The sequence below is a fragment of the Lysobacter sp. KIS68-7 genome (genome assembly GCF_021284745.1).
Classification (GTDB): Bacteria; Pseudomonadota; Gammaproteobacteria; order Xanthomonadales; family Xanthomonadaceae; genus Noviluteimonas.
Window position 1 is genome coordinate 369,559 of the sequence record NZ_CP089925.1, and the last position, 13,695, is coordinate 383,253.

11 protein-coding genes are annotated in these 13,695 nt (G+C 66.9%); 5 read left to right on the forward strand and 6 right to left on the reverse strand.

Annotated elements, in window-relative coordinates:
• Positions 1-27: 27 nt before the first annotated feature.
• From pilB to coaE, 4 genes are all read left to right on the forward strand, one after another.
• Entirely contained in the window at positions 28-1,752 is a 1,725-nt protein-coding gene (pilB, locus tag LVB87_RS01795) for a type IV-A pilus assembly ATPase PilB (RefSeq protein ID WP_232899219.1), read from the forward strand.
• A gap of 95 nt (positions 1,753-1,847) precedes the next feature.
• The gene (locus LVB87_RS01800; RefSeq protein ID WP_232900412.1) at positions 1,848-3,047 is read left to right on the forward strand and encodes a type II secretion system F family protein; all 1,200 of its coding nucleotides are present in this window, start codon (positions 1,848-1,850) and stop codon (positions 3,045-3,047) included.
• Positions 3,048-3,914, forward strand: a complete 867-nt coding sequence (locus LVB87_RS01805) for an A24 family peptidase (RefSeq protein WP_232899220.1) — start codon at positions 3,048-3,050, stop codon at positions 3,912-3,914.
• A gap of 4 nt (positions 3,915-3,918) precedes the next feature.
• Positions 3,919-4,524 carry a dephospho-CoA kinase gene (gene coaE, locus LVB87_RS01810; RefSeq protein ID WP_232899221.1) on the forward strand — a complete coding sequence of 202 codons (606 nt, stop codon included), beginning with the start codon at positions 3,919-3,921 and terminating at the stop codon, positions 4,522-4,524.
• Positions 4,525-4,527: 3 nt separating this feature from the next.
• Here the strand turns inward: coaE and LVB87_RS01815 are convergent, their stop codons facing one another.
• The 3 genes from LVB87_RS01815 to LVB87_RS01825 all read right to left on the reverse strand — a co-directional run bounded on the left by LVB87_RS01815 (position 4,528) and on the right by LVB87_RS01825 (position 9,330).
• Positions 4,528-5,499 (reverse strand): Nudix family hydrolase, encoded by a 972-nt coding sequence (locus LVB87_RS01815; RefSeq protein ID WP_232899222.1) that lies wholly within the window; start codon positions 5,497-5,499, stop codon positions 4,528-4,530.
• A gap of 13 nt (positions 5,500-5,512) precedes the next feature.
• Positions 5,513-8,254: a preprotein translocase subunit SecA gene (gene secA / locus LVB87_RS01820; protein ID WP_232899223.1), complete on the reverse strand. Its 2,742-nt coding sequence runs from the start codon at positions 8,252-8,254 to the stop codon at positions 5,513-5,515.
• A 149-nt stretch (positions 8,255-8,403) separates the two neighbouring features.
• Positions 8,404-9,330, reverse strand: coding sequence for a M23 family metallopeptidase (locus LVB87_RS01825; protein WP_232899224.1), 927 nt, complete (start codon positions 9,328-9,330; stop codon positions 8,404-8,406).
• A 4-nt stretch (positions 9,331-9,334) separates the two neighbouring features.
• Between LVB87_RS01825 and LVB87_RS01830 the strand changes: the two genes are divergently transcribed.
• Positions 9,335-9,796: a DUF721 domain-containing protein gene (locus LVB87_RS01830; protein WP_232900413.1), complete on the forward strand. Its 462-nt coding sequence runs from the start codon at positions 9,335-9,337 to the stop codon at positions 9,794-9,796.
• 192 nt (positions 9,797-9,988) lie between these two features.
• On the opposite strand, the gene lpxC is transcribed toward LVB87_RS01830, so the two are convergent.
• From lpxC to ftsA, 3 genes are all read right to left on the reverse strand, one after another.
• Positions 9,989-10,897: a UDP-3-O-acyl-N-acetylglucosamine deacetylase gene (gene lpxC, locus LVB87_RS01835; RefSeq protein ID WP_232899225.1), complete on the reverse strand. Its 909-nt coding sequence runs from the start codon at positions 10,895-10,897 to the stop codon at positions 9,989-9,991.
• A 205-nt stretch (positions 10,898-11,102) separates the two neighbouring features.
• Positions 11,103-12,344 carry a cell division protein FtsZ gene (ftsZ, locus tag LVB87_RS01840; protein ID WP_232899226.1) on the reverse strand — a complete coding sequence of 414 codons (1,242 nt, stop codon included), beginning with the start codon at positions 12,342-12,344 and terminating at the stop codon, positions 11,103-11,105.
• A gap of 87 nt (positions 12,345-12,431) precedes the next feature.
• On the reverse strand, positions 12,432-13,667 hold the full coding sequence (gene ftsA, locus LVB87_RS01845; protein WP_232899227.1) for a cell division protein FtsA: 1,236 nt from the start codon (positions 13,665-13,667) through the stop codon (positions 12,432-12,434).
• Positions 13,668-13,695: the final 28 nt, after the last annotated feature.

The following is a 13,695-nucleotide window of genomic DNA, read 5'->3' on the forward strand; positions in this document are numbered from 1 at the left end:
GGCAACAGAATTGGGGGAGTTTCAAAGATGGCGACCGTTGCGACCGCCAACCTGGTGGGCATCACCGGCATCGCCCGGCGCTTGGTCATGGACGGCGCCCTGGACGAAGCTGCCGCCCGCGGGGCGATGGAAACGGCGACCCGCGAGCGCAAGCCGCTGGCGCTGTTCATGGCCGAGCAGAAACTGGTGACGTCGGCCCAGCTGGCCGCGGCCAATTCGGCCGAGTTCGGCATGCCGATCTTCGACGTGACCGCGCTCGACCCGAACCAGTCGGCCATCAAGCTGGTGAGCGAGGAGCTCGTGCGCAAGCACGCGGCCCTGCCGCTGTTCAAGCGCGGCGGCCGCCTCTTCGTGGGCATCTCCGACCCCACCAACAGCCACGCGCTGGACGAGATCAAGTTCCACACCAACCTGGCGGTGGAACCCATCCTGGTCGACGACGACAAGATCCGCCGGACGATCGACCACTGGCTGGAGCAGGCCGACGCGCTGGCCGATGCCGTGGCCGACAGCGAGGGGCTGGACAACCTCGACACCAGCGGTGGCGACGAGGAATTCAACAACGACTCCGGCGTCGACGCGAAGGGCGACGACACGCCGGTCGTGAAGTTCATCAACAAGGTGCTGGTGGATGCGATCCGCCGCGGCGCCTCGGACATCCACTTCGAGCCCTACGAAACCGACTACCGGGTGCGCCTGCGCATCGACGGCCTGCTCAAGCAGGTCGCCCGCGTGCCGGTGAAGCTGCAGGCCCGCATCGCCGCGCGCCTGAAGGTCATGGCGCAGCTGGACATCGCGGAAAAGCGCGTGCCGCAGGACGGCCGCATCAAGCTCAACCTGTCGAAGACCAAGCAGATCGACTTCCGCGTGAGCACGCTGCCCACGCTGTTCGGCGAAAAGGTCGTGCTGCGTATCCTGGACGGCGGCGCGGCCAAGCTGGGCATCGACAAGCTCGGTTACGAGGAAGACCAGAAGAAGCTCTTCCTCGAAGCCGTGCAGAAGCCCTACGGCATGGTGCTGGTCACCGGCCCGACCGGCTCGGGTAAAACCGTGTCGCTGTACACCGCGCTGAACATCCTCAACGACGACACGCGCAACATCTCCACCGTCGAGGACCCGGTCGAAATCCGCGTCCCGGGCATCAACCAGGTGCAGATGAACGTCAAGCGCGGCATGACCTTCGCCGCGGCCCTGCGCAGCTTCCTGCGACAGGACCCGGACGTGATCATGGTCGGCGAAATCCGCGACCTGGAAACCGCCGAGATCGGCATCAAGGCCGCGCAGACCGGCCACATGGTGCTCTCCACGCTGCACACCAACGACGCGCCGCAGACCATCGCGCGCCTGATGAACATGGGCGTGGCGCCGTACAACATCACCTCCTCGGTGACCCTCGTCATCGCACAGCGCCTCGCGCGCCGCCTGCACGACTGCAAGCGCGAAGTGCACCTGCCCGACCATGCGCTGCTCGCCGAAGGGTTCACCTCCGACGAGATCCATGGCGGCATGAAGGTGTACGAGGCGGTCGGTTGTCCCGACTGCACCGAGGGCTACAAGGGACGCACCGGCATCTACCAGGTGATGCCGATGAGCGAAGAGATCCAGGACATCGTGCTTTCCGGTGGCAACGTGATGCAGATCGGCGAGGCCGCGCAACGCTCCGGCGTGCGCGACCTGCGCCAGTCGGCACTGGTCAAGGTCCGGAATGGCGTGACAAGCCTCGCGGAAATCAACCGCGTGACGAAAGACTAACTGCAAGGATCTGGGGGAAACGCCGCATGGCCGTCACCAAGAACGTCGCCCGCACCACCGCGGCCGAGAAAGCCGCCGCCCGCCGGCCGGACGCGATGACCGTGTTCGTCTGGGAAGGCAACGACAAGCGCGGCGTCAAGATGAAGGGCGAGCAGCCCTCGAAGTCGGCGAACCTGCTGCGCGCGGAACTGCGCAAGCAGGGCATCACGCCTTCGATGGTCAAGCCCAAGCCGAAGCCGCTGTTCGGCAGCTCCGGCTCGCGCGTCAAGCCGAAGGACATCGCCGTGTTCAGTCGCCAGATCGCGACCATGCTCAAGTCGGGCGTGCCGATCGTGACCTCGATGGAAATCATCGGCGGCGGCCAGAAGAACCCGAAGATGGGCGAGCTGGTGAACAACATCCGCTCCGACATCGAAAGCGGTTCCTCGCTGTCGGAATCGCTGAGCAAGCACCCGGTGCAGTTCGACGAGCTCTACCGCAACCTGGTCAAGGCCGGTGAATCCGCGGGCGTGCTGGACACCGTGCTCGACACGGTGGCCACGTACAAGGAAAACATCGAAGCGCTGAAGGGCAAGATCAAGAAAGCGATGTTCTACCCGGCGATGGTCGTCGCGGTGGCGCTGCTGGTCTCGGCCATCCTGCTGGTGTGGGTGGTGCCGCAGTTCAAGGACGTGTTCGCGAACTTCGGCGCCGAGCTGCCCGCCTTCACCCTGGCGGTCATCAACCTCTCCGAGTTCATGGTCAAGTGGTGGTGGCTGATCTTCCTGGTGGTCGCCGGCACGATCGTCGGCTTCATCGCGCTGAAGAAACGTTCGCCGCCCTTCGCGCACCTGCTGGACCGCGTGGTCCTGAAGCTGCCGGTCATCGGCAAGATCATGAACGAGGCGGCCCTCGCCCGGTTCTCGCGCACCCTCGCGGTGACCTTCGCCGCCGGCGTGCCGCTGGTCGAAGCGCTCGACACCGTGGCCGGCGCGTGCGGCAACACCGTCTACGAGAACGCCGTGCGCCGCATGCGCGACGACGTCTCGGTGGGCTACCAGGTCAACGTGGCGATGAAGCAGACGGGCCTGTTCCCGCACATGGTCACGCAGATGACGGCGATCGGTGAAGAAGCCGGTGCGCTCGACACGATGCTGTACAAGGTGGCCGAGTTCTACGAGGCGGAGGTCAACAACGCCGTCGACGCGCTGGCCAGCCTGCTCGAGCCGATCATCGTGGTCATGCTCGGCGTGATCGTGGGCTCGATGGTGATCGCCATGTACCTGCCGATCTTCAAGCTCGCATCGGTGGTCTGATTGGCGTTCCTCGACCAGAACCCCGGCCTCGGCTATCCCGCCGCGGCCGCCTTGGGACTCGCGCTAGGCAGCTTCCTCAACGTGGTCATCCTCCGCCTGCCCCGCAGGCTGGAGTGGCAGTGGCGTCGCGACAGCCGCGAAGTCCTCGGTGAGCCGGAGATCTACGATCCGCCGCCGCCGGGGATCGTGGTCGAGCCTTCGCATTGCCCGCACTGCAAGCACAAGCTGTCGTGGTACGAAAACATTCCGGTGTTCAGCTGGCTGGTACTGCGCGGCAAGTGCCGGCATTGCCATGCCCCGATCTCGGCGCAGTACCCGCTGGTCGAGTTCGCCACGATGCTCCTCGTGCTGGCCTGCGTGTGGCAGTTCGGTTTCGGGTGGCGCGGCTTCGGCGCCGTGCTGTTCACCTGCTTCCTGGTGTCGCTCGCGGGCATCGACCTGCGCACGCGCCTGCTCCCGGACCAGCTCACCCTGCCCTTGTTGTGGCTGGGCCTGATCGCGAGTGTCGAGAATCTCTTCGTGGGCCAGAAGGCGGCGCTGCTCGGCGTCATGGCCGGCTACTTCTCGCTCTGGTCGGTGTACTGGGTGTTCAAGCAGCTCACCGGCAAGGAAGGCATGGGGTACGGCGACTTCAAGTTGCTCGCGGCCATCGGCGCGTGGGTCGGGTTGAAGGGCATCCTGCCGACGATCCTCATCTCCTCGGTCGTGGGCGCGGTGGTCGGTTCGATCTGGCTGTACACGAAGGGCCGCGACCGCTCCACGCAGATTCCGTTCGGCCCGTACCTGGCCATCGCCGGGTGGATCGCGTTCTTCTGGAGCGATGCGCTGATCGACGGCTATCTCCACCTCGCGGGATTGCAGCGCTAAGCCCATGTACTGCGTCGGCCTGACCGGCGGCATCGCATCCGGCAAGAGCGCGGTCGCCGATCGCTTCGCCGCGAAGGGCATCGTGGTCGTGGATGCGGATGTCGCCGCGCGCGATGTCGTCGCGCTCGGCCAGCCCGCGCTGGCGGAGATCGCGGCGATGTTCGGCGAGGACGTATTGCAGGCCGACGGCACGCTGGATCGCGCGGCCCTGCGCCGCCATGTGTTCGGCGACGATGCGGCCCGCCGCAGGCTCGAAGGCCTCCTGCATCCGCGCATTCGCGTGCGCATGCACGAACAGGCGATGCGCGCCGCGGGGCCCTACGTGATCGTCGCCATTCCATTGCTGGCCGAAGGCGGCGGGCGGCTCGCCTATCCCTGGCTCGATCGCATCCTCGTGGTCGACGCGCCGCGCGAAGCGCAACGCGCGCGCTTGATGCAGCGCGACGGGATCGATGCGGCGCTGGCCGAACGCATGCTCGCCGCGCAGGTCGATCGCGCGGCGCGGCTGGCGATCGCGGACGATGTGATCGTCAACGACGGGCCGATGGCCTCGCTCGATGCGGAAGTGGATGCGCTGGACCGGCGCTATCGCGCGCTCGCGTCGGGCTGACGCTCAGATCGTCGGCCACAAGCCGCGGATCGCGGCGATGCCCTGCGCACCGTGCGCACGCGCCACGGCGAGATCGTCCACCTGCAGTCCGCCGATCGCGTAGATCGGCAGTGCAGTTTCTTCGCGCAGCGCGGCGAACCCCTCCCAGCCCATCGGGCTTGCATCGGGATGCGACGGCGTGGGTTGCACCGAACCGAGCACGATGAAGTCGCAGGCCAGGGCTTCGGCGCGACGGATGTCGTCGAGCGAATGGCACGAGGCGGCGATGCGCGGACCTTCGGTCCAGGGGCGCGCGCTGAGTTCCGCGAGTTGCGCCGCGCGCAGGTGCACGCCGACATCGAGCGACTGCGCGAGCGCGACGTCGCCGTTCACCAGCGCTTCTGCGCCATGGCGCCGGCACGCATCGATCGCGGCTTCGGTGAGTCGCTGCCAGCGCGCCGGCGGGCAATGCGGCGCACGCAGTTGCACGCGGCGCACGCCCGCGTCGAGCGCGGCTTCCAGGTGTTCCAGCCACGCGTTGTCCGACGCCTCGGGCGCGGGCGTGACGAGGTAGCGATCCGGTTGCAGCAAGGCCGCGACGACGGGGATGTCGGCGGACGGCATCGCGTAGGAGGCGAGCGTGTGCGGCGGCACCCAGGCGAGCGCCTGGCCTTCGTGGCCCTTCACCGTGCCCGTCCAGCGCGCGATGTGGCGGACGTCCAGGCGCAAGCGTTTGTGCGGATAGCGCTGGGGCACCGCGATCAGCGGCGCGCCGCAGTCGATGTCGATGCCGAGTTCTTCCTGGAGTTCGCGGGCCAGTGCGCCTTCCGGCGTTTCACCCGCTTCGCGCTTGCCGCCGGGAAATTCCCAGAGACCGGCCAGGTCGCGCCCTTCGGTGCGGCGCGCCAGCAGGATGCGGCCCGCCTTGTCGCGGATCACCCCCGCGACGACGTCGACGGGGGTGGCACCTTCCGGACTTCGGCCTTCGCCGCCCATTACCTGGTGGCGATCAGGCCAGCTGGCCGTGGCAGTGCTTGTACTTCTTGCCGCTGCCGCAAGGGCAGGGATCGTTGCGGCCCACGCGCGCGGTGCGGCCCGGGGGCAGCAGTTCGAGCGACTGGCCGTCCAGCGCGGAAGCCACTTGCGCGGCTTCTTCGTCGGCACCCAGGCCGCCCATTTCCGCATGCTGGAACTGCATCTGGCGGGCGAGCGCTTCGGCGCGCTGGCGCTCGGCGGCTTCGGCCTGCGCGATCTCTTCCTCGCTGCGGATGCGCACGCGGGCGAGCAGCGAGACCACTTCGCGCTTCACCTTGTCCAGCATCTGGCCGAACAGTTCGAAGGCCTCGCGCTTGTATTCCTGCTTCGGCTGCTTCTGCGCGTAACCGCGCAGGTGGATGCCCTGGCGCAGGTAGTCCATGCGGCCGAGGTGTTCCTTCCAGTTCTGGTCGAGCACGTTGAGCATGATGTGCTTTTCCAGCATGCGCATGTTCTCGGGGCCGATCTGCGCTTCCTTGTCCGTGAACAGGTGCTTGACGCGCTCCTGCACGACTTCGGCGATCTGCTCGGCGTCGACTTCGGTGCGTTCCTTGACGTAGCCGACCATGTCGGTGCGCACGCCGAATTCGGTGTCGATTTCCGCGTCCAGGCCCGGCAGGTCCCACTGCTCGTCGATCGAGTTCAGCGGCACGAAGCGGCCGACGATCTCGGCGACCACGTCCTCGCGGATGCCGTCGATGCTGTCCTGCACGCCGTCGGCGTCGAGCACTTCGTCGCGCTGCTGGTAGATCACCTTGCGCTGGTCGTTGTTGACGTCGTCGAAGTCGAGCAGGTTCTTGCGGATGTCGAAGTTGTGGGCCTCGACCTTGCGCTGCGCGTTGGCGATCTGCTTGGTCACCAGCGGGCTTTCGATGATGTCGTCTTCCTTCAGGCCCATGCGCGCCATGACGCGCTGCACCCAGTCGGCCGCGAAGATGCGCATCAGGTTGTCTTCGAGCGACAGGTAGAAGCGCGAGGAACCCGGGTCGCCCTGGCGGCCCGAGCGGCCGCGCAGCTGGTTGTCGATGCGGCGCGATTCGTGACGTTCGGTGCCCACGATGTGCAGGCCGCCGGCGGACTTCACTTCTTCATGGCGTTGCTGCCAGGCGGCGCGCACGGCGCCCTTGTCGGCGTCGCTCGCCTCTTCGCCCAGCGCCTGCAGTTCGGCTTCCAGCGAACCGCCGAGCACGATGTCGGTACCGCGGCCGGCCATGTTGGTGGCGATGGTCACCGCACCCGGGCGGCCGGCGTGCGCGACGATCTGCGCTTCGCGTTCGTGCTGCTTGGCGTTGAGCACTTCGTGCGCGATGCCCGCGGCCTGCAGCTGTTCGGAGAGCAGTTCGGAGACTTCGATCGACGTGGTGCCGACCAGCACCGGCTGGTTCTTCGCGTTGGATTCCTTGATCTCGTTGACCACCGCGCGGTACTTGCCGGCGCGGTTGAGGAACACGAGGTCGGAATGGTCCTTGCGCACCATCGGGCGGTGCGTCGGGATGACCACGACTTCCAGGCCGTAGATGTTCTGGAATTCGTAGGCTTCGGTGTCCGCCGTACCGGTCATGCCGGACAGCTTGTTGTACATGCGGAACAGGTTCTGGAACGTGATCGAGGCGAGCGTCTGGTTCTCGCGCTGGACCTCGACGCGCTCCTTGGCTTCCACCGCCTGGTGCAGGCCGTCGGACCAGCGGCGGCCCGGCAGCGTGCGACCGGTGAATTCGTCGACGATCACCACTTCGCCGTCGCGCACGATGTAGTCGACGTCGCGCTGGTAGATCGCATGCGCGCGCAGGGCGGCATTGAGATGGTGCACGACGTGGATGTTGTGCGCCGCGTACAGCGCGTCGTCGTCTTCCTTCAGCACGCCGGCGTTGCGCAGCAGCGCTTCGACATGCTCCATGCCCGCTTCGGACAGGTGGACCTGCTTGCCCTTCTCGTCCACCCAGTAATCGCCCTCGCCTTCCTCTTCCTTCTGGCGGGAGAGCGCCGGCACGATGGCGTCGACCTGGTGGTACAGCTCCTGCGATTCGTCCGCGGGGCCGGAGATGATCAGCGGCGTGCGCGCTTCGTCGATGAGGATCGAGTCGACTTCGTCGACGATCGCGTAGTGCAGGCCGCGCTGGTAACGGTCTTCCTTCGCCAGCGCCATGTTGTCGCGCAGGTAGTCGAAGCCGAATTCGTTGTTGGTGCCGTAGGTGATGTCGGCGGCATAGGCGCCGTGCTTGTCCGAATGCGGCATGCCCGGATACACCACGCCCACCGACAGGCCGAGCCAGTTGTACAGGCGGCCCATCCACGCCGAGTCGCGGCGTGCGAGGTAGTCGTTGACGGTGATGACGTGCGTGCCCTTGCCTTCGAGAGCGTTGAGGTAGGTCGGCAGCGTGGCGACCAGCGTCTTGCCTTCGCCCGTGCGCATCTCGGCGATCTTGCCCAGGTGCAGCACCATGCCGCCGATCAGCTGCACGTCGTAGTGGCGCATGCCGAGCACGCGGCGCGAGGCTTCGCGGCAGACGGCGAAGGCTTCGGGCAGCAGCTTGTCGAGCGTTTCGCCCTTGGCGATGCGTTCCTTGAACTCGGGCGTCTTGGCCTGGAGTTCGGCGTCGCTGAGCGCCTGCATCTGCGGCTCGAGCGCATTGATCTTCTTGACAATGCCACCGAGCTGGCCGAGCAAACGTTCGTTGCGGCTGCCGAAGACGCGGGTGAGCAGGCTGTTGAGCATCGTGGTGTGGGACCGGAATTCGAGTGAGGGGAGTGGTTCTGCGAACCATGAAAAAAGGGCGCGGGGCGCCCTTTGTTCGGCAACGCGGCATTGTAGCTGGGGACCGGGATGCCGCCTATCAAGGTGGCACCACGGACGCCCGATTCACATCACCCGCGCTGGACGGCGCTCCGCGAGCCGAGGAACTTCCGCGGATTCACCACGCGGCCGTTCTCCCACACTTCGAAATGCACGTGCGCGCCGGTGGAACGGCCGGTCGAGCCCGCCTTCGCGATGGTCTGGCCGGCGCGGATCAGGTCGCCGACGTGGCCGAGCAGGCGGGAGTTGTGGGCGTAGCGGGTCACGTAACCGTTGCCGTGGTCGATTTCGATCACGTTGCCGTAGCCCGAACGGACGCCGGAGAAGCTGACCACGCCATCGGCGACGGCCAGGACGGGATCGCCGACGTTCGCCTTGAAGTCGATGCCCTTGTGGAACTGGTGGCCGCCGACGATCGGGTCGGCACGGCCGCCGAAGCCGGAGGTGATGTAGCTGCCGGCGATCGGATCGCGCGAGGGCACGGCGTTGCGGTCGAGCTCGCGGTTGAACAGCAGCGACTCCATGACGCCGAGCTGCTGGCCCGAAGCGGCGTATTCCTTTTCCAGCGAGGTCAGCTCGCGGGAGAGCTCGTCGCGCGGCATGTCGCGCACCGGGCCGGCACCACCGGTCGGGACCGGCTGGTCGAAATCGAATTCGCCGTCCTCGAGCTGGCCGGCGCGCGTGAGGCGCTCGCCCAGGGCGTTGAGTCGGTTCGCCTGCGCCTGCAGCTCGCCCAGGCGGGCGGCGAGTGCGTTGATCTCGCGCTGCGAGTTGGCGTGGACCGCGGCGAGCTCGGCTTCCTGCTTCTCCACCTTCGCGCTCAGCTGCGCGTTGCGCGCGGCGGCGAAACCGACGCTGGCGCCGAGGCCCAATACGAGCCCGGTCGAGAGCAGAATGCTCGCTGCGACTCCGGGACGGCGCTGCGCCGTATCCGCGAGTCGATCCACGAGGCGCGCCGAAGGGCGTCGCCGATTGTTCAGGATGATCTTGAAGCTCATATCGATGTCGGATTCCAAGTCCAGCGGACCAAAGCCCGCACGCGTGTCTCGAACCGCGGGTCCCCAGGCAGCCATGGAGGCCTTGCTTGGTGACACCGCCTTCGATCCCCTGCGTCGTGCCCTCTGGCTTGACGCGCTGGATCAGCGGTTGCGCCCATCCCTGCCTCCGTCGCTCGCCGGGCATGCCCGACTTGCGAATCTCGACGGCGGCAGGCTCGTCTACGTCGTGGATGCACCGGTGTGGCGGGCCAAACTGCGGCTCGTCGCACCCGACATCCTCGACGCGGCCCGATCCCTCGGGCTCGGTGTGGCGGAGCTGGTCGTCAAAACAACGACCCACCCGATCCACCCGGAAAAACGGGCGGAACCAAAGGCCAAACCGATGTCGGCGGCTGCGAAGGAAGCGTTGCAGGCCGCTCTGGCGTCCCTGAAAGATCCCGGTAAAACGGGACCCGAAGACTCCTGACTCTGGCCGTTCCGGCCGTCCCGTTACGTTCTCCGCGGACGGCCTGTGATCGGCTGGTAGGGATGCTACCCCGGCCTTCCGTCACCAATCGCTAACGAATCATTCGATATTTGTTAAATCCGCGTTAAAGCGGCGCGTCCGATTCACAAATCGATGACGCTCATCCGGGCACGGGACGTGCCGAGAAATGGATCACGCGATCGCAGGGTTGCCGTAGACGACCGGGGCGGCCGCGGGGTCGTCGAAGGTGACTTCGTCCCAGGCCGTGACATCGTCCAACAGGGCGCGGACGAGTTTGTTGTTGAGCGCATGGCCCGACTTGTAACCCTCGAAGGCGCCGATGACCGGCCGGCCGGCGAGGTAGAGGTCGCCCACCGCGTCGAGGATCTTGTGGCGGACGAACTCATCCGCATAGCGCAGGCCGTCGTCGTTGAGGACGCGGAATTCATCGAGCACGATCGCGTTGTCCATCGAGCCGCCGAGGCCCAGGTTGCGCTCGCGCATGAATTCCAGGTCGCGCATGAAGCCGAAGGTGCGCGCGCGACTGACTTCCTTGACATAGGACGTCGTGGAGAAGTCGATCTCGGCGCGCGACTGCGCGGCCGGAATCGCGGGATGGTCGAAGACGACGGTGAAGCCGATGCGGAAGCCGTCGTGCGGGATGAAACGCGCGACCTTGTCGCCCTCGCGCACTTCCACGGGCTTGCGCACGCGGATGAAACGCTTCGGCGCGGTCTGCTCGGCGATGCCGGCGGATTGCAGCAGGAACACGAAAGGACCGGCGGAGCCGTCCATGATCGGCACTTCCGGCGCCGACAGGTCGACGTACGCGTTGTCGATGCCGAGGCCGGCGAACGCGGACATCAGGTGTTCGATGGTCATGACCTTGCCGCCGTCGCGCGACAGGCCGGTGCACAACATGGTCTCGGTGACCAGGTGCGCGCTCGCGGGAATCTCCACCACCGGATCCAGGTCCACGCGCCGGAACACGATGCCGGTGTCGACGGCGGCAGGCCGCAGCGTGAGATACACCTTCTCTCCGCTGTGCAGGCCCACGCCAGTCGCGCGGATCACGTTCTTGAGGGTGCGTTGGGGCAGCATCGGGCGGTGGATCCGGACCTCGAGACGCGGTGAACGGGACGGCGGGGGGACGCGCTGTGTCGCAGCGGCCGCAAAGGGTAGCACGCGACCCGCTGAACGCTTGGCGAAACCGGTCCCGAAAACAGCCCGCCGACGCACGGTCGACGGGCCGAAGGTCATCAGGCCGGGCGGCGCAGCCCGGCCTTAAGAGGACAACGCGGACCGATCAGTCCGCCTGGCGACGCAGGAACGCGGGAATGTCGAGGTAGCTGCTGTCCCCGCCGAAGTCCGCCGCCGCCGGTTCGCCGCGGCCACCGCCGCCCGAACGCAGGTTCGAGGAGGCCGCACCGAAGTTCGGCACCACCGGCTCGTTGAGGTTCGCCATGGCGTCGAAGTCCGGCTGGCCCGTGGTCGCGTTGCGGACGAGCTTGATCGGCGAGCGCACCGCGTGCTCGCGCTGGCCCTGCTGCTCGAAGCCGCGCGTCGGCAATGCCTGGCGCGACACCGCACGGTTGAGGCCGGTGGCGACGACGGTGACCTTCACCTCGTCCTGCATTTCCGGATCGAGCACGGTGCCGATGACGACCGTGGCGTCTTCCGACGCGAAGTTCTCGATCGTGCGGCCCACTTCGTCGAACTCGGCCATGGTGAAGTCCGGACCGGCCGTGATGTTGACCAGGATGCCGTTGGCGCCGGAGAGATTGACGTCGTCGAGCAGCGGATTCTGGATCGCCGATTCCGCGGCGGCCTGCGCACGATCGTCGCCGCGCGCCGAACCGGTGCCCATCATCGCCAGGCCCATTTCCGACATCACGGTGCGCACGTCGGCGAAGTCGACGTTGATCAGGCCGGGACGCACGATGAGGTCGGCGATGCCCTGCACCGCACCGAGCAGCACGTCGTTCGCCGCGCGGAAGGCCTGGATCATCGTCGCGTTGCGGCCGAGCACGGTGATCAGCTTTTCGTTCGGGATCGTGATCAGCGAGTCGCAGTGCTGGCTGAGCTCGTCGATGCCCTTGAGCGCGACCTGCATGCGGCGGCGCCCTTCGAACGGGAACGGCTTGGTCACGACCGCGACCGTCAGGATCCCCATTTCCTTGGCGAGCTGCGCCACGACGGGCGCAGCGCCCGTGCCCGTGCCGCCGCCCATGCCCGCGGTGATGAACACCATGTCCGAGCCCTGGAGGGCATCCATGATGCGTTCGCGATCTTCCAGCGCGGCCTGGCGGCCGACCTCCGGGTTCGCGCCCGCGCCCAGGCCCTTGGTGACGTTGCTGCCGAGCTGCAACTGCAGCTTCGCGCCGCAGTTCTTGATCGCCTGCGCGTCGGTGTTGGCGGTGATGAATTCCACGCCGTCGACGCTCCCGTTGACCATGTGCGCGACGGCGTTGCCGCCGCCACCGCCCACGCCAACGACCTTGATCACTGCATTCGGGGCCATCTTTTCAACCAATTCGAAGTGCGCCATGTCCGTGTCCTCTTATAGGTATGTTTTGAACTACGTCCTGCCAAAACCAAATTCGTTCGCTTCGCCGCGCCCGCCTTCCGCTCTCCGCTAGAACTCGCCGCGATACCAGTTCTTCACCTTGTTGAAGAACGACCCTGCGCGGCCGGCGCTGATCGACGGCCTGCGCGGGTTCTCGATCTGGCTGCCCATCAGCAGCAGGCCGACGCCGGTGGCGTGCACCGGGTTGCCGACCACTTCGCCGAGTCCCGTGACGTGCTGCGGGATGCCCACGCGCACCGGCATCTGCAGCATTTCCTCCGCGAGTTCGACCACGCCTTCCATCTTCGACGCGCCGCCCGTGAGCACCATCCCGGCGCGCACGTGCTGTTCGAACCCACTGCGGCGCAGTTCCGCCTGCACCATTTCGAAGATTTCCTCGTAGCGCGCCTGCACCGCCTGCGCGAGCGAATGGCGCGGCAGCCGGCGCGGCGGACGATCGCCCACGCTCGGCACCTGGATGCTTTCCTCCGCCGTGGCCAGCTGCGCGAGCGCGCAGGCGTAGCGCACCTTGATCTGCTCGGCTTCCGGCGTCGGCGTGCGCAGCATGTGCGCGATGTCTTCGGTGACCTTGTCGCCGGCGATCGGCAGCGAGGCCGAATGCGCGATCGCGCCCTGCACGAACACGGCGATGTCGGTGGTGCCTGCGCCGAGATCCACGAGCACGACGCCGAGTTCGCGTTCGTCCGGCGTGAGCACCGCGGTGCTGGATGCGAGCGAGGCGAGGATCAGATCGTCCACCTGCAGGCCGCAGCGCTGCACGCACTTGCTGATGTTCGCCGCCGCCGACTGCGCGCACACCACCAGGTGCGCGTGCACTTCCAGGCGCACGCCCGTCATGCCCACCGGATTGCGGATGCCTTCCTGCGAATCGTCGAGCACGTAGTCGCGCGGGATCGCGTGGAGGATCTTCTGGTCGGCCGGGATGGCGACCGCCTTCGCGGCATCGAGCACGCGATCCAGGTCGGCGTAGGTGACCTCGCCGTCGCGGATCGGCGCGATGCCCTGCGAATTGCGGCACTGCACGTGGTTGCCGGAGATCGAGGCGTACACCGAGCGCACTTCGCAGCCGGCCATCAGCTCGGCTTCCTCGACCGCGCGCTGGATCGACTGCACCGTCGATTCGATATCCACCACCACGCCGCGCTTGAGGCCGCGCGATTCGTGCGAGCCGATGCCGATCACTTCGATCGGGCTGCCCGGTGAGTATTCGCCGACGAGCGCGGTGACCTTCGACGTGCCGATGTCGAGGCCCACGATCAGGGATTTGTCGCCTTTGCGGTTCATGTGTTTCCTTGCGAAGTCGTACTGGCCG

Bases quoted from the DNA above. Each gene is read 5' to 3' on its own strand.
- LVB87_RS01830 (WP_232900413.1), top strand. From the start codon at position 9,335: ATGTCGGATTCCAAGTCCAGCGGACCAAAGCCCGCACGCGTGTCTCGA.
- secA (WP_232899223.1), bottom strand. From the start codon at position 8,254: ATGCTCAACAGCCTGCTCACCCGCGTCTTCGGCAGCCGCAACGAACGT.
- LVB87_RS01800 (WP_232900412.1), top strand. From the start codon at position 1,848: ATGACCGTGTTCGTCTGGGAAGGCAACGACAAGCGCGGCGTCAAGATG.
- coaE (WP_232899221.1), top strand. From the start codon at position 3,919: ATGTACTGCGTCGGCCTGACCGGCGGCATCGCATCCGGCAAGAGCGCG.
- LVB87_RS01825 (WP_232899224.1), bottom strand. From the start codon at position 9,330: ATGAGCTTCAAGATCATCCTGAACAATCGGCGACGCCCTTCGGCGCGC.
- ftsZ (WP_232899226.1), bottom strand. From the start codon at position 12,344: ATGGCGCACTTCGAATTGGTTGAAAAGATGGCCCCGAATGCAGTGATC.
- pilB (WP_232899219.1), top strand. From the start codon at position 28: ATGGCGACCGTTGCGACCGCCAACCTGGTGGGCATCACCGGCATCGCC.
- LVB87_RS01815 (WP_232899222.1), bottom strand. From the start codon at position 5,499: ATGGGCGGCGAAGGCCGAAGTCCGGAAGGTGCCACCCCCGTCGACGTC.
- lpxC (WP_232899225.1), bottom strand. From the start codon at position 10,897: ATGCTGCCCCAACGCACCCTCAAGAACGTGATCCGCGCGACTGGCGTG.
- ftsA (WP_232899227.1), bottom strand. From the start codon at position 13,667: ATGAACCGCAAAGGCGACAAATCCCTGATCGTGGGCCTCGACATCGGC.